Annotated in this window: 15 protein-coding genes; 4 read left to right on the top strand and 11 right to left on the bottom strand. The window is 69.2% G+C overall.

Annotation, left to right across the window (positions count from 1 at the left end; all coding sequences use genetic code 11):
- Positions 1-17: 17 nt before the first annotated feature.
- From BLR99_RS06260 to BLR99_RS06235, 6 genes are all read right to left on the bottom strand, one after another.
- Positions 18-551 (bottom strand): GNAT family N-acetyltransferase, encoded by a 534-nt coding sequence (locus tag BLR99_RS06260; protein ID WP_013593723.1) that lies wholly within the window; start codon positions 549-551, stop codon positions 18-20.
- A 196-nt stretch (positions 552-747) separates the two neighbouring features.
- The gene (locus BLR99_RS06255; protein ID WP_011794394.1) at positions 748-2,184 is read right to left on the bottom strand and encodes a coniferyl aldehyde dehydrogenase; all 1,437 of its coding nucleotides are present in this window, start codon (positions 2,182-2,184) and stop codon (positions 748-750) included.
- A gap of 113 nt (positions 2,185-2,297) precedes the next feature.
- On the bottom strand, positions 2,298-2,651 hold the full coding sequence (locus tag BLR99_RS06250; RefSeq protein WP_041827262.1) for a hypothetical protein: 354 nt from the start codon (positions 2,649-2,651) through the stop codon (positions 2,298-2,300).
- A 28-nt stretch (positions 2,652-2,679) separates the two neighbouring features.
- A complete protein-coding gene (gene clpB / locus BLR99_RS06245; RefSeq protein ID WP_011794392.1) occupies positions 2,680-5,289 on the bottom strand; it encodes an ATP-dependent chaperone ClpB in 2,610 nt (869 codons plus the stop codon).
- Between the two features lie 182 nt (positions 5,290-5,471).
- Positions 5,472-5,990, bottom strand: a complete 519-nt coding sequence (locus BLR99_RS06240) for a molybdenum cofactor biosynthesis protein MoaE (protein ID WP_046060889.1) — start codon at positions 5,988-5,990, stop codon at positions 5,472-5,474.
- 5 nt (positions 5,991-5,995) lie between these two features.
- Entirely contained in the window at positions 5,996-6,232 is a 237-nt protein-coding gene (locus BLR99_RS06235) for a hypothetical protein (RefSeq protein ID WP_011794390.1), read from the bottom strand.
- A gap of 91 nt (positions 6,233-6,323) precedes the next feature.
- Between BLR99_RS06235 and BLR99_RS06230 the strand changes: the two genes are divergently transcribed.
- The 4 genes from BLR99_RS06230 (at position 6,324) to dapA (ending at position 8,671) form a co-directional block, all read left to right on the top strand.
- Positions 6,324-6,578: a hypothetical protein gene (locus BLR99_RS06230; RefSeq protein ID WP_011794389.1), complete on the top strand. Its 255-nt coding sequence runs from the start codon at positions 6,324-6,326 to the stop codon at positions 6,576-6,578.
- Positions 6,579-6,607: 29 nt separating this feature from the next.
- A complete protein-coding gene (locus tag BLR99_RS06225; protein ID WP_011794388.1) occupies positions 6,608-6,937 on the top strand; it encodes a hypothetical protein in 330 nt (109 codons plus the stop codon).
- Positions 6,938-7,252: 315 nt separating this feature from the next.
- The gene (locus BLR99_RS23395) at positions 7,253-7,588 is read left to right on the top strand and encodes a hypothetical protein (protein ID WP_228193874.1); all 336 of its coding nucleotides are present in this window, start codon (positions 7,253-7,255) and stop codon (positions 7,586-7,588) included.
- A gap of 159 nt (positions 7,589-7,747) precedes the next feature.
- A complete protein-coding gene (gene dapA, locus BLR99_RS06215) occupies positions 7,748-8,671 on the top strand; it encodes a 4-hydroxy-tetrahydrodipicolinate synthase (protein ID WP_017439285.1) in 924 nt (307 codons plus the stop codon).
- A 10-nt stretch (positions 8,672-8,681) separates the two neighbouring features.
- Here dapA and moaD read toward each other — a convergent pair whose 3' ends face one another.
- The 5 genes from moaD to BLR99_RS06190 form a co-directional block, all read right to left on the bottom strand.
- The gene (gene moaD, locus BLR99_RS06210) at positions 8,682-8,969 is read right to left on the bottom strand and encodes a molybdopterin converting factor subunit 1 (protein ID WP_011794385.1); all 288 of its coding nucleotides are present in this window, start codon (positions 8,967-8,969) and stop codon (positions 8,682-8,684) included.
- Positions 8,966-10,225, bottom strand: coding sequence for a molybdopterin molybdotransferase MoeA (locus BLR99_RS06205; RefSeq protein WP_011794384.1), 1,260 nt, complete (start codon positions 10,223-10,225; stop codon positions 8,966-8,968). The genes moaD and BLR99_RS06205 overlap by 4 nt, the downstream gene beginning before the upstream one ends.
- On the bottom strand, positions 10,222-10,776 hold the full coding sequence (mobB, locus tag BLR99_RS06200; RefSeq protein WP_048857789.1) for a molybdopterin-guanine dinucleotide biosynthesis protein B: 555 nt from the start codon (positions 10,774-10,776) through the stop codon (positions 10,222-10,224). The genes BLR99_RS06205 and mobB overlap by 4 nt, the downstream gene beginning before the upstream one ends.
- A 96-nt stretch (positions 10,777-10,872) precedes the next feature.
- Positions 10,873-12,318 (bottom strand): threonine synthase, encoded by a 1,446-nt coding sequence (gene thrC, locus BLR99_RS06195; protein WP_011794382.1) that lies wholly within the window; start codon positions 12,316-12,318, stop codon positions 10,873-10,875.
- The gene (locus BLR99_RS06190) at positions 12,318-13,652 is read right to left on the bottom strand and encodes a homoserine dehydrogenase (RefSeq protein ID WP_011794381.1); all 1,335 of its coding nucleotides are present in this window, start codon (positions 13,650-13,652) and stop codon (positions 12,318-12,320) included. Before BLR99_RS06190 ends, thrC begins: the two co-directional genes overlap by 1 nt.
- Positions 13,653-13,732: the final 80 nt, after the last annotated feature.

Below are 13,732 nucleotides of genomic sequence, written 5' to 3'. Positions count from 1 at the left end.
GCAAAGACTCTGGCGGATCAGTTGAGGGGGCGCTGCAGGCGCACTTCCTCGATCTTCACCCCGCCGATGACGGCGGTCTTGGCGGTGGACATCTCGCGCTTGAAGCCGGCGAGCTCATGGAAGCGCAGCGCGCGCTCGTTGCGCATGGGCACCCACGCGGTCACGTTGGTGCAGCCTTCCTGCTGCAGGCCCTCGCGGGCGGCATCCCAGAGGGCCACGCCCACGCCCTGGTCCCAGTGGGACGGCGCGGCATAGATGGCCCAGATCTCGCCGGTGGTGGGGCGGGACTTGGCATCGCGCGAACGGTCGAAACCGACGAAGCCGACGATCTTGTCGCCTTCCACCGCCACCTGCACCTGGGGCTCGCAGTACTCGATGGCTTCGCGCCAGTACGCCTGGCGTTTCTCGACCGAAGACATGGCTTTCAATTGGTCGTCGGGAACAAGGCCGCGGTACGCTTCCATCGCGGACTGCGTATGGATCTGGGCGATGGCTTTGGCATCGCGGAGCGTTGCGGGACGGACCTGAATACTGGCCTGAATACTGGACATTGGGAACGAACGGAACAGAAGAAGAAAAAAAGGGGAGCGGAACGCAAAACCCACGATTGTCGCGCAATTGGTTTTCGGGCTCCAGTCCATGGGTGCCGCATGCCCCGCGGACAGGTCGCGCGAAGCCTCGCGCGGTGGCCGGAAAGCCCTCCGGCCCCCGGCGGAAACAGGGCCTGCCGCAATGCGGCCAAGGCCGTCAGAGCCAGCGCCGCAACAGCTCCAGCACCCGGTCGAAACGCGCGCCGTAGGGCGGATGCAGCAGATTGCCGAGCGACCACCGGGACTGCACCAGCACGGATTTCTGGTGGCAAAAGCGCAGGAATCCGTGCTCCCCGTGGTAGGCGCCCCAGCCGCTTTCGCCGACACCGCCGAACGGCAGGTTGTCGTGCGCGACGTGCAGCAGCGTGTCGTTCACGGTGACGCCGCCGCTCACGGTGCGGCGCAGCACGTCGTCGCGCGCCGCCTCGCTGCGGCCGAACCAGTAGAGCGCGAGCGGGCGCGGTCCGGAATTGATGTGGTCGATGGCGTCCTGCAGGCGGTCGTAGCCGAGCACGGGCAGCACCGGCCCGAAGATCTCCTCCTGCATGATCTGCATCTGCAGCGTGGCATGGAACACCAGCACCGGCGGCATCTGCCGCGCCACGCCGTCTCCGATGCCCTGCGGAGGCGGCGGTGGCGAACCCGGCACGGGGTCGAGCACATGCACCTCCGCGCCCTGCGTCTGGGCCTGCTGCAGCATGGTGCGCAGGCGCGCGAGGTGGCGCGAATGGATGATGGAGGCGTAGTCGGGATTGCCCTCGAAATACGGGAACAGCTTCGCCACGGCGGCGCGGTACGCCTCCGCGAACGCCCCCTCGCTGCCGCGCGGCAGCAGCACGTAGTCGGGCGCCACGCAGGTCTGCCCGGCATTGAACAGCTTGCCGTGCGCGATCTTGAGCGCGGCATCCTGCAGGTCGCAGTCCGCGTCGATGATGCAGGGCGACTTGCCGCCCAGTTCCAGCGTGGTGGGCGTCAGGTGCGCGGCGGCGGCCTGCGCGACCTTGCGGCCCACGGCCGTGGAACCCGTGAAGACGAGATGGTCGAAGGGCAGCGACGCCACCAGCGCGGCCACGGCCGCGTCGCCCTGGACCACGCAGAATTCCTCGGGCGAGAAGAATTGCGTCACCAGCGATGCGAGCTGGGCGGACGTATGCGGGGTGAGCTCGCTGGGCTTGAGCATCACGCGGTTGCCCGCCGCGAGCGCGCAGATGGCGGGCCCGAGCGCGAGCTGCACCGGATAGTTCCACGGAGCGATGACGCCCACCACGCCCAGCGGCTGGCGCTGGATGAAGGCATGCGCGGGCTGCAGGTGCAGCGGCGTGTGCACGCGGCGCGGCTTGCTCCAGCGCGCCAGGTGCCGCAGCGTGTGCGCGAGCTGGGTGCGCAGCATGAACAGATCGGCCACCTCGGTCAGGCGCGGCGAGCGGATGCCGAAGTCGGCCTGCACGGCCGCCGCGAGCGCAGGCCCGTGCTCGTCCAGCAGCTTGCGCATGCGCAGCAGGCGTTCCCGCCGCACCAGCAGCGGCGTATCGGGCTGTTCCCGGCTGGCCTGCCGCTGGAGTTGGAAGTGGTGGCGGATGTCGTCTGGCGTCATGCGGCAATCATAGGGAGGGCCCTCGCAACGCCATGTAAACGGGCGTCTCCAAAAGCCAGGGTAAGCCCGTGCGGGCGGGCGCCGGCCTGCCGCGGCGGCGCCGGCCGGTCACGTCACACCTTGCCGGGCAGGTCGCGCGGCTGCACGTCCACGACGTCCGCGCGCGCGCCGGGCAGTTCGGCCGAGCGCAGCGAACCCGGTTCCCCATCGGCGGGCTGGCTTCGCCGGCCCGCGGCCGACCAGCGCGCGGTGCTCCGGTACACCGTACTCCAGCCTTCGCGCGGATCCATGCGCATCGTCCACGGCGTGGCGGGCTGGCCCGTGAGCCGCGCCCAGAGGGAACGCACGCCCCACACTACCGCGAGCAGCGCCACGGCGATCAGCAGGCTCAGGAAAAACACCGCTCCCACGGCCACGACCGCGAGGCGCACGATCCACCGGATCACGCCGGCCAGGAAATCATTCAAGGCACATCCTTTCCACACAACATCGAACTTACCCCACCGCGGCCGCTTCGCCGAAATGGAAGACCCCAGGGTCCTGTACGGGATCCACGTTCACCGGGATCACGCTCTTGGGCGGATAGCGGCCTTCCAGCAGCAGCTTCGAGAGCGGATTCTCGATGCGCTGCTGGATCGCGCGCTTGAGCGGGCGGGCGCCGAACACCGGATCGAATCCCACCTTGGCCAGCTCGGACAACGCGCCGGGGGACACCTGCAGGTGCAGGTCCATTTTCGCCAGGCGCGCTTCCAGGAGTTGCAACTGGATGCGTGCGATCGCTTCGATGTTCTTCGCGTCGAGCGCATGGAACACCACCGTTTCGTCGATCCGGTTGAGGAATTCGGGCCGGAAATGGTTCTTGAGTTCCCCCCAGACCGCTTCCTTCACGTCGTCCGCGTCCTGGCCGACCATCGCCTGGATCAGGTGCGAGCCGATGTTGCTCGTCATCACGATCACCGTGTTCTTGAAGTCCACGGTACGGCCCTGGCCATCCGTCAGGCGGCCGTCGTCGAGCACCTGCAGCAGCACGTTGAACACGTCCGGGTGCGCCTTCTCGACCTCGTCGAGCAGCAGCACGCTGTAGGGCTTGCGGCGCACGGCCTCGGTCAGGTAGCCGCCCTCCTCGTAGCCCACGTAGCCGGGCGGCGCGCCGATCAGGCGGGCCACGGAGTGCTTCTCCATGAACTCGCTCATGTCGATGCGCACGAGGTGCTCCTCGCTGTCGAACAGGAAGCCCGCCAGCGCCTTGCACAGCTCGGTCTTGCCCACGCCCGTGGGGCCGAGGAACAGGAACGAGCCCATCGGCCGGTTCGGATCGGCGAGGCCCGAGCGCGAGCGGCGGATGGCGTTGGCCACGGCCGCGATGGCCTCGTCCTGGCCCACCACGCGCTCGTGCAGCTTGTCTTCCATCTGCAGCAGCTTGTCCTTCTCGCCCTGCATCATCTTCGAGACAGGGATGCCCGTGGCGCGGCTCACGACCTCGGCGATCTCCTCGGCGCCCACCTGGGTGCGCAGCAGCCGGTTGGGCGTGGCGGTGCCGTCGGTGCCCTCTTCCTTGGCCTGGGCTTCCTTGAGCTGGCGTTCCAGGTCGGGCAGCCTGCCGTACTGCAGTTCCGCGACCTTGTTGAAGTCGCCCTTGCGCTTGAGCTCCTCGATCTGCAGCTTCACCTTCTCGACCTGCTCGCGCACCTGCTGGCTGCCCTGGGCCTGCGCCTTCTCGGAGGTCCAGATGTCCTCCAGGTCGGCGATTTCCTTCTGCAGCTTGCCGATCTCTTCCTCGAGCAGTGCCAGGCGCTTCTGCGAGGCTTCGTCTTTTTCCTTTTTCACGGCCTCGCGCTCGATCTGCAGCTGGATCAGCCGGCGGTCGAGCTTGTCGATGGCCTCGGGCTTGGAGTCGATCTCGATCTTGATCTTGGCCGCGGCCTCGTCGATGAGGTCGATCGCCTTGTCGGGCAGGAAGCGGTCGGTGATGTAGCGGTGCGATAGCTCGGCCGCGGCCACGATGGCCGGGTCGGTGATCTCCACGCCGTGGTGCAACTCGTAGCGCTCCTGCAGGCCGCGCAGGATGGCGATGGTCGCCTCCACGCTGGGCTCGCCCACGAGGATCTTCTGGAAGCGCCGCTCCAGCGCGGCGTCCTTCTCGATGTACTTGCGGTACTCGTCGAGCGTGGTCGCGCCCACGCAGTGCAGTTCGCCGCGTGCCAGGGCCGGCTTGAGCATGTTGCCCGCGTCCATGGCGCCCTCGGCCTTGCCCGCGCCCACCATGGTGTGCAGCTCGTCGATGAAGACGATGGTCTGGCCCTCGTCCTTGGCCAGTTCGTTCAGCACGGCCTTGAGCCGCTCCTCGAACTCGCCGCGGTACTTGGCGCCCGCCAGCAGCGCGGCCATGTCGAGCGACAGCACGCGCTTGCCCTTCAGGCTCTCGGGCACCTCGCCCGCGACGATGCGCTGCGCCAGGCCTTCCACGATGGCGGTCTTGCCCACGCCGGGCTCGCCGATGAGCACGGGGTTGTTCTTGCTGCGGCGCTGCAGCACCTGGATGGCGCGGCGGATCTCGTCGTCGCGGCCGATCACCGGGTCGAGCTTGCCGGCCCGGGCGCGCTCGGTGAGGTCGAGCGTGTATTTCTTCAGTGCCTCGCGCTGGCCCTCGGCCTCGGCGCTGTTGACCTGGGCGCCGCCGCGCACCGCGTCGATCGCGGCTTCGAGGCTCTTGCGCGTCAGGCCGTGCTCGCGCGCCAGCTGGGCGGTATCGCCCTTGCCGTCCACGAGCGCGAGCAGGAAGAGTTCGCTCGCGATGAACTGGTCGCCGCGCTTGATCGCTTCCTTCTCGGTGGCCTGCAGCAGGCGGCCCAGTTCGGGCCCGACCTGTACCTGGTCCTGGCCCTGCACCTGGGGCAGCCGCTTGATGGCGTTCTCGGCCGCCGTCTGCAGGGCGGCCACGTTGGCGCCCGCCCGCTGCAGCAGCGCGCGCGGGCCTTCCTGCTGCCGCAGCATGGCGGCCAGCAGGTGCACGGGTTCGATGTAGGCGTTGTCATTGCCCAGCGCGAGCGATTGCGCATCGGCGAGGGCTTCCTGGAACTTGGTGGTGAGTTTGTCGAGACGCATGGTCTGTGGTCCTCCGGAACTGGTGGGCAATTGAGGGGCCTGCCCGGAGTTTTCAAGCCGCCAGCGCGGCATGCGCATCGCACACGCGGCACCGCCGCTACCAAAAGAGGAGCAACCATGCTCGCGGCGGAGAGACGGCGCAGGGATTTCTCGTGCCGGCCATCGGGACCGGCACAGGCCGATCAGGCGTTGTGGCCCGACACGATGCCCCAACGGGCCAGCGCCGCGTCGTCGCTGACGCGCGCGTCCACCCAGCGCGCCCCCAGCGGAGTGGTTTCCTTCTTCCAGAAAGGTGCCTGGGTCTTGAGGTAGTCCATGAGGAACTCGCAGGCCTGGAAGCTCTGGCCACGGTGGGCCGAGGTGACGGCCACCATCACGATCTGGTCCTGCGGCGCCAGCAGGCCCACCCGGTGCACCACGCGCGCGCCGAAGATGTCGAAGCGCCGCAGGGCTTCGTCCACCATGGCCTCGATGGATTTCTCGGTCATGCCGGGATAGTGCTCCAGCTCCATCGCCGCCACGGCGTCGCCGTCGCTGCGGTCGCGCACCGTACCCACGAAGCAGCAGACGGCACCCACGCGTCCGTCCCGCGCACGCAGCGCCGCCAGTTCGGCCGAGACATCGAAGTCCTGCGGCTGGATGGAAACCCGGGCGCGGCCTTCCGCGCGGGCCGGAGGAATGGAAGACAACGGATCGGCCATGGCGGTCACGGCGCCCGGTGCAGGCGGGGCGCGGCGAGCAGCGCGCGCTCTTCCTCGATGAAAGCATCGAGCTGGCGGCGCACCGCGGTATCGGACGGAACGCCCGCCAGCAGCGCCTGCAGCCGCGCGACGTCGCCCGCCGAGGGCGCGACCTTGATCTGCGCCATGGCGGCCTGCGTCTGCCCGCCCCGGATCAGGGCGAACACCTTCGCGGCCCATGCGTTCTTGTCCTGGCGTGCCATGCGGTCTTCCTCGTGCTCGTGTGCGTGATGTCCAGGCCGGATTGTCCACGGGAACGGCCGCCGCGCGACCGGTTTGCTACAGTGGCCGCCCATGGCCACGCAGACCATCACCACCGAACTCTACGTCCTGTTCCCTTCGCCACGCAACCAGCACCGCGGGGTGTATGCGCACCAGGTCTTCGTGCCGCATCCGTATGCGCTCATCCACCTGCCGGACTACGGCCTGGCCGGCCCGGCCAGCCTGTTCGCCGCATGCCGGCGGGAGGACAACAAGATGGGGCAGCTGGTCACCTTCGAGCAGGCGGACGATGCCCGGCGGTTCGAGCGGCTCTTCACCCCCGACTGACCCACGGCCGGCCCTGCCCCGCGCTGCCCATGCACGACGACAACCAGATCCACGTCCCGCCCTCCTTCACCGCGCTCTACAGCGACGCGCGCCAGCGCCTGACCGCGCCCTCGGCCGAAATACGCGAACGCTACGAACTGTGCGAGGACCTCGCCAACCACCTCGTGGAGCAGGCGCAGACGCTCTACCACGTGCAGGCGCCGTCGGAGACGGAGATCCTCGGGCGCATCCACGCCGGCCTGTGCACCCCCGGCGCCGGCGTGTCGCCCATCGAGGCGCGGTGGATCACGCTGCGCCTGGCGGAACTGCTGAACTGGCATAGCCCCGAACTACCCGAGGTGCCGGCGTCTTCCGGCTAGCACCAACAGGCGCCGTCCGGGTTTTCGTTCCAGGCAGGCTGTCTTCGCATCCAAAGCACTACCCAGGTCACTGGAAGACGATCCTCATGGATTTTGGAGATATCCACCATGGGAAATCAATGCATCGGAGGTTCTTCTTCGGCCAGCAGGTCGTCTCGCCGTGCGGCTTCGCACCATGCGCCTGCAGAATCGAGTGCGCGCACTGGGCGCGGCTCTTCTTCCCAGCCATCCGGCGGAGGAGCGCTCGGCGGTTTGCGGCGCCGTAGCGCGCAACCGCAGCAAACCGCCGCACAACTCCAGCGGGCCTACGACGAGGTGACCGATCTGCTGAACCGTACGGCGAGCAACCCGGCCTTCCGAACCCAGCAACAGGAGCTTCACAGTCTGCAGGGGGAAATCGCAATAGCCCTGCCGCTGGGAGAACAGGTAGATGGGCTCGACACACGGCTGAACGAATTGAGGCAGCAACTGCAAGGCACCCAGCCCTTCACGGAACCCGAGGTGGTCTATCAAACGCCCCGGCAGGCCGCATCGGCGCAGCCGTCCTGGAACGACATCTCGATACCCGACGACATCCGGAGCGACGATGGAAGCGACAGCGATGCTTCCGGCCACATGAGCCCGACATACCAGTTCAGCGACTGGCGTTGACGCCTCTGCATCGCACGGGCGTTATGGCCCTCTTCGCGAGGGCCGCTCGCCCGGCGGGCGCACTTTGAAACGCGCCACGGCACTTATTGACAGCGCTTTTACGGCACCGCCGATACACTGCGGCGCATGCCTCTCGACCCAGCGCTGTCTCCTCCCTCGATGCCGCGGCCGCAGCGCGCCCGCGGCGATTTCTCCGGCCTGTGGGTCCCCCTGGTGACGCCCTTCAGCCCGTCCGGCGACGCGGTGGACCATGCCGGGCTGGACGCCATGGTCCGCCGGCTCGCGCGCGAAGGCATCGCGGGCTTCGTGGCCTGCGGATCCACCGGCGAAGCCGCAGCGCTGGATGGAAAAGAGCAGGACGCGGTACTGGCCACCATCCTGGAAGCGGCCGGTGGCCTTCCGGTGGTAATGGGCCTGTCGGGCCACCACCTCGAACACGCGGTGCAGCGCGCCCGCCACCTCGGCGCATTGCAGCTCGCCGGACTGCTCGTGCCCGCGCCGCACTACATCCGGCCGTCCCAGCCAGGGCTGCTGCAGTGGTTCCACGCGATCGCCGACGCGAGCGCCGTGCCACTCATCGTGTACGACATTCCCTACCGCACGGGCGCCATGCTGGAACTGGGCACGCTGCGCACGCTGGCGGCCCATCCCAATATCCGGGCCCTCAAGGACTGCGGCGGCAACGTCTCCAAGACACAGGCGCTGATCGCCGACGGAGCACTGCAGGTGCTGGCAGGCGAGGACGCCAACATCTTCACCACGGCCGCGCTCGGCGGGGCCGGGGCCATCGCGGCCAGCGCCCACTGGCAGCCCGCGCGGCTGGTGCAATGCCTGGAAGCCATCGAGCGCGGCGACCTCGGCCGGGCACGTGAGCTCTGGCGTGTCCTCCTGCCGCTGATCGAGGCCTTCTTCGCGGAGCCCAACCCGGCACCGCTCAAGGCGCTCCTCGCCGCGGAGGGATGGATGGACGGCGCCCTGCGCGCGCCCATGGCGCCGGCTTCCGCGGCACTCGCCCTGCGCCTGCAGGAGGCGGCGCGCGCCCAGGCCCACCAATTGCAAGCTTTGGACCAGGCAGCGGCCTGATCCGGCGGGTTCAGCCGCCCGTCACGGGAGGAAAGAACGCGATCTCCGCGCCTTCCGAGAGTGCGGCTTCCTCGCGGCACAGCACCTGGTCCAGCGCCGTGCGCACGGCGCGTCCGCGCGCCAGGCTCTCCGCCCACGGCCCGCCGCGCGCGATCAGTGCATCGCGCAATGCGCCCACCGTGCCGGCCTGCGTGGACAGGGTCTCGCTGCCCTGCCCCACCGCCTCGCGGATGGACGCGAAATACCGCACGGTGACCGTCACGGCGGGAGAGGATGAAGGGGTCGTACCGGAGGTCATGCGAGCAGATCGGACAGGGGGATGAAGCGCACCGTGTCGCCACGGGCGATGGTGCGGCCCGGCGGGTTGTCCACCAGCCCATCGCACCAGGCCGCGGAGGTCAGCACCCCCGAACCCTGGTTCGGGAACAGTTCCAACCCGCCGTCGGCATCGCGGCGCACGCGCAGGAACTCGCGCCGCTTGTCGGCCCGCGGCCAGTGGAAATTCGCCCTCGCCTCCACGGCGCGCGGAACGACATCCTGCACGCCCTGCAGACACAGCAGGAACGGCCGCACCAGGATCGCGAAGGTGACGAGGCTGGACGCCGGATTGCCCGGCAGCCCCATGAAATGCACGCGCTCGCCGATGCGGCCATAGGCGAAGGGCTTGCCCGGCTTGAGCGCCACCTGCCAGAGGTCGATGCGCCCGAGCGCGGCCACGGCGGGCTTCACGTGGTCTTCCTCGCCCACCGACACGCCCCCGCTGGTGAGTACCAGGTCGTGCGCCGCCGCGGCGTCGGCCAGCGCCTGCTGCGTGGCATCGCGCCGGTCGGGCACGATGCCGAAATCCGACACCTCGCAGCCCAGCCGCAGCAGCATCGCGCGCAGGAAGAAGCGGTTGCTGTTGTAGATGGCACCCGGCGGCATGCGCTCCGGGGGCACCTCGCCAGGCATGACCAGTTCGTCGCCGGTGGAAAACAGCGCGACGCGGGGCCGCCGCGCCACGCGCAGCCGGGCCAGGCCGATGCTGGCCGCCAGCCCCAGCGCGGCCGGCGTCAGCCGCGTGCCGGCCGCGAGCACCGTCGCGCCGGTTTCGATGTCCTCGCCCGCACGGCGCACCCACTGGCCCGGCTGCGGCACGGCCTGGATGCGCACGCGTGCGCCGCCATCGAGCGCCTCGCAGTCCTCCTGCATGCATACGGCATCCGCGCCGGGCGGCAGGGGTGCGCCCGTGAAGATGCGCGCGGCCGTGCCCGGCTCCAGCGGCCGGGGCGCGGAGCCCGCCGCGATGCGTTGGGACACCGGCAGTTCGATGGAGAGGGAAGCACCCGCCGCAGCAACGTCCGCCCGGCGGACGGCATAGCCGTCCATGGCGCTGTTGTCGTGCGGCGGCACCCGCAGCGGCGATACGGCATCGGCCGCCAGCACGCGGCCGTCGGCCTCGAAGGTGTCCACTTCCTCCGCGCCGTCCAGCGGGCCGGCCTGCGCGAGCAGCTCCGCCAGCGCATCGTCCAGGGACCTGAGCGGCGGCCGGGCAGCCGCAGCAGCCGCGCTCATGCCCGGGCCTCCGCGGCGCGGTACGCCCAGCGTTCGCCGCTGGCACGCAGCCAGTCGGCCAGCACGGCCGGCGCATTCACGTCGAAGACCGGCAACGCGCCGGTCGGCACGGGCAGGCGCTCGCCCGGCACGTCGGCCGCCACGGCCACGACGCATGGGTCATCGGGGAAGCGCAGGGGCTGGGCGGGATAGTCGCCGGCAGGCGATCGCCACACTTCGATCTTGGGCAGGTCGCTCTCCTTGAAGCCTTCGACGAACACCCAGTCCACGGAGGCGTCCAGCCGGGCGATGAGGTCGTGCACCACGGGCTCGGCCGGCTGCTCGTACTCGCGCATGAGTGCCATGCGCAGGTCGGACGAGGCCACCACCTCGTAGGCGCCCGCCGTGCGGTGCCGCCACGTGTCCTTGCCGGGCTGGTCGATGTCGAACCGGTGGTGGGCGTGCTTGACCACCGACACCCGCAGCCCGTGCGCGTGCATGAGCGGAATGAGCCGCTCCACGAGCGTGGTCTTGCCACTGTTGGAGAAACCGGCGAAACCGACGACTTTCATGCATGCCCTCCGTGGATGTGCCGAGGCCGGAAGAGCGCCGCGCGCGGCGCCGAAGCAACCCGCGTCTGCGCGCGTCACCCGGACCCTGCCCGGCGCTCAGGCCGCTGCGGCGGTCCCGTCGCAGTGGCGCGTGATGTAGGCCTTCACCAGATCCACGTCGGCCGGCATCACCTGCACGCGCTTGGGCAGGCGCTCGATGCCGTCGAACTTCGCGGGGCGTTCGGGAGCATGGCCCAGAGCCTCCTGGATCGTCTCGGCGAACTTGATCGGCAGGGCGGTTTCCAGCACCAGCATCGGCACGCCCGGCTCGGTGTGCTCGCGCGCCACCTTCACCCCGTCGGCGGTGTGCGTGTCGATCGTGATGCCGAAGCGCTGGAAGGTGTCGCGGATGGTCGCGATGCGGTCCGCGTGCGTGCTGCGCCCGCTCACGAAGCCGTAGCGCGACGCGGCCTCGGCGAAGCGCGGATCGCCGCTGAGGTCGAAGCGGCCCTCGCGCACCACGGCCTCGCCGAACAGCCGGCGCGTGGCCTCCGCGTCGCGGCCCAGCAGGTCGAACACGAAGCGCTCGAAATTGCTGGCCTTGCTGATGTCCATCGACGGGCTGGACGTCTCGTGCGTATCGGCGCTGCCGCGCACGCGGTAGATGCCCGTGCGGAAGAACTCGTCGAGCACGTCGTTCTCGTTGGTCGCCACCACGAGCTTGTCGATGGGCAGGCCCATCATGCGCGCCACGTGGCCCGCGCACACGTTCCCGAAATTGCCCGACGGCACCGTGAAGCTGACCTTCTGGTCGTTCGACTCGGTGGCCTGCACGTAACCCGCGAAGTAATACACCACCTGGGCGAGCAGCCGCGCCCAGTTGATCGAGTTCACCGTGCCGATCTTGAAGCGGCGCTTGAACTCCAGGTCGTTGCTCACGGCCTTGACGATGTCCTGGCAGTCGTCGAACACGCCTTCGATGGCGATGTTGAAGATGTTCGCGTCCTGCAGGCTGAACATCTGCGCCTGCTGGAAGGCGCTCATGCGGCCGTGCGGGCTCGTCATGAACACGCGGATGCCGCGCTTGCCGCGCATCGCGTACTCGGCCGCGCTGCCGGTATCGCCGCTGGTCGCGCCCAGGATGTTGAGCTCTTCGCCGCGCCGGCCCAGTTCGTACTCGAACAGGTTGCCCAGCAGCTGCATCGCCATGTCCTTGAACGCGAGCGTGGGGCCGTTGGAGAGCGCCTCCAGCCACAGGCTGTTCTCCAGGTGGCGCAGCGGCACGATCTCGCCCGTGCCGAACACCTCGGCGGTGTACGTCTTCTCGCACAGGCGCTTCAGGTCGGCCGCCGGAATGTCGTCGATGTAGAGCGACAGGATCTGGAACGCCAGCTCCGCGTAGCCCTGCTCGTGGTAGGCCGCGCGCAGCCGCGTGAGCGCGGCGTCGTCGATCTGCGGGTAATGCTCGGGCAGGTACAGCCCGCCGTCGGGCGCGAGGCCTTCGAGCAGGATCTCGCAGAAGCGCTTGCGGTCCGCGTGGCCGCGTGTGGAGAGGTATCGCATCAGTTCAGCTCCTCCTTGCGGACACGCACGATCGGCCCCAGCACCGTGGGCAGGGCCTGCATCTGCGCGATCGCTTCGTTCATCGTACCCTCGCGCGTGTCGTGCGTGAGGATGATCAGGTCGGTGTGCGTGGCGCCCTCGCCGCCCACCTCGTCGGCCTCGCGCTGCAGCACGGCGTCGATGCTGATGCCGGCGCCGGCCAGCAGCCCCGTCACCTTGGCGAGCACGCCGGCCTCGTCGGCCACGCGCAGGCGCAGGTAGTAGCTGGTGACCACCTCGGCCATGGGCAGCACGGGCAGCGCATCGCGCGCCTCGTCGAGCGTGTTCGGCTGGAAGGCCAGGTGGGGCACGCGGTGTTCAGGGTCGGCCGCCGCCAGGCGCGCGATGTCCACCAGGTCGGCGATCACGGCGCTGGCCGTGGGCTCGCTGCCCGCGCCCTTGCCATAGTAGAGCGTGGTGCCCACCGCATCGGCCTGCACCACCACGGCATTCATCGCGCCCTCCACGTTGGCGATCAGCCGCTTGGACGGCACCAGACTCGGATGCACGCGCAACTCCACCCCGCCCTCGCGCCGCTTGGCGATGCCCAGCAGCTTGATGCGGTAGCCGAGCTGCTCGGCATAGCGGATGTCCGCCGCGGCGAGCTTGGTGATGCCTTCCACGTACGCCTTGTCGAACTGCACCGGGATGCCGAAGGCGATCGCGCTCATGATCGTGGCCTTGTGCGCCGCGTCCACGCCCTCGATGTCGAAGGTCGGGTCGGCCTCGGCGTAACCCAGGCGCTGCGCCTCCTTGAGCACCGCGTCGAAGTCGAGCCCCTTGTCACGCATCTCCGAAAGGATGAAGTTCGTCGTGCCGTTGATGATGCCCGCGATCCACTGGATGCGGTTGGCCGTCAGGCCCTCGCGCAGCGCCTTGATGATCGGGATGCCGCCGGCCACCGCGGCCTCGAAGGCCACCATGACGCCCTTGGCCGAGGCGGCCGCGAAGATCTCGGTGCCGTGCACCGCCAGCAGGGCCTTGTTGGCCGTGACCACGTGCTTGCCGGCCGCGATGGCTTCCATCACCAGCGCCTTGGCCACGCCGTAGCCGCCGATCAGCTCCACGACGATGTCGATGTCGGGGTTGGCGATCACGGCGCGCGCGTCGTTCACCACCTGCACGCTGTCTCCGGCGACGGCGCGGGCGCGCTCCACGTCGAGATCCGCCACCATGGCGATCTCGATGCCGCGGCCCGCGCGGCGGCGGATTTCCTCCTGGTTGCGTCGCAGCACGTTGAACACGCCGCTGCCGACGGTGCCAATGCCCAGCAGGCCCACTTGGATCGGTTTCATGATCGGTATCTCAGTCAGTCAGATGGTGCCGCAGCGCGCGAGAGGGATGAACGCTGCCGGCGATGGTTGGATGGAGAGAG

Origin of the sequence: Paracidovorax citrulli (assembly GCF_900100305.1) — a bacterium.
In the GTDB taxonomy this organism is placed as follows: domain Bacteria; phylum Pseudomonadota; class Gammaproteobacteria; order Burkholderiales; family Burkholderiaceae_C; genus Paracidovorax; species Paracidovorax citrulli.
The sequence above is the reverse complement of the archived record's forward strand: the minus strand, read 5'-3'. Positions and strand labels throughout refer to the sequence as shown.

What these genes read in the sequence shown, in the direction of transcription:
- clpB (WP_011794392.1), bottom strand. Translation starts at nt 5,289, where the DNA reads ATGCGTCTCGACAAACTCACCACCAAGTTCCAGGAAGCCCTCGCCGAT.
- BLR99_RS06205 (WP_011794384.1), bottom strand. Translation starts at nt 10,225, where the DNA reads ATGAGCGCGGCTGCTGCGGCTGCCCGGCCGCCGCTCAGGTCCCTGGAC.
- BLR99_RS06190 (WP_011794381.1), bottom strand. Translation starts at nt 13,652, where the DNA reads ATGAAACCGATCCAAGTGGGCCTGCTGGGCATTGGCACCGTCGGCAGC.
- thrC (WP_011794382.1), bottom strand. Translation starts at nt 12,318, where the DNA reads ATGCGATACCTCTCCACACGCGGCCACGCGGACCGCAAGCGCTTCTGC.
- BLR99_RS06240 (WP_046060889.1), bottom strand. Translation starts at nt 5,990, where the DNA reads ATGGCCGATCCGTTGTCTTCCATTCCTCCGGCCCGCGCGGAAGGCCGC.
- BLR99_RS06235 (WP_011794390.1), bottom strand. Translation starts at nt 6,232, where the DNA reads ATGGCACGCCAGGACAAGAACGCATGGGCCGCGAAGGTGTTCGCCCTG.
- mobB (WP_048857789.1), bottom strand. Translation starts at nt 10,776, where the DNA reads ATGAAAGTCGTCGGTTTCGCCGGTTTCTCCAACAGTGGCAAGACCACG.
- BLR99_RS06255 (WP_011794394.1), bottom strand. Translation starts at nt 2,184, where the DNA reads ATGACGCCAGACGACATCCGCCACCACTTCCAACTCCAGCGGCAGGCC.
- moaD (WP_011794385.1), bottom strand. Translation starts at nt 8,969, where the DNA reads ATGACCTCCGGTACGACCCCTTCATCCTCTCCCGCCGTGACGGTCACC.
- BLR99_RS06230 (WP_011794389.1), top strand. Translation starts at nt 6,324, where the DNA reads ATGGCCACGCAGACCATCACCACCGAACTCTACGTCCTGTTCCCTTCG.
- BLR99_RS06225 (WP_011794388.1), top strand. Translation starts at nt 6,608, where the DNA reads ATGCACGACGACAACCAGATCCACGTCCCGCCCTCCTTCACCGCGCTC.
- dapA (WP_017439285.1), top strand. Translation starts at nt 7,748, where the DNA reads ATGCCGCGGCCGCAGCGCGCCCGCGGCGATTTCTCCGGCCTGTGGGTC.
- BLR99_RS06260 (WP_013593723.1), bottom strand. Translation starts at nt 551, where the DNA reads ATGTCCAGTATTCAGGCCAGTATTCAGGTCCGTCCCGCAACGCTCCGC.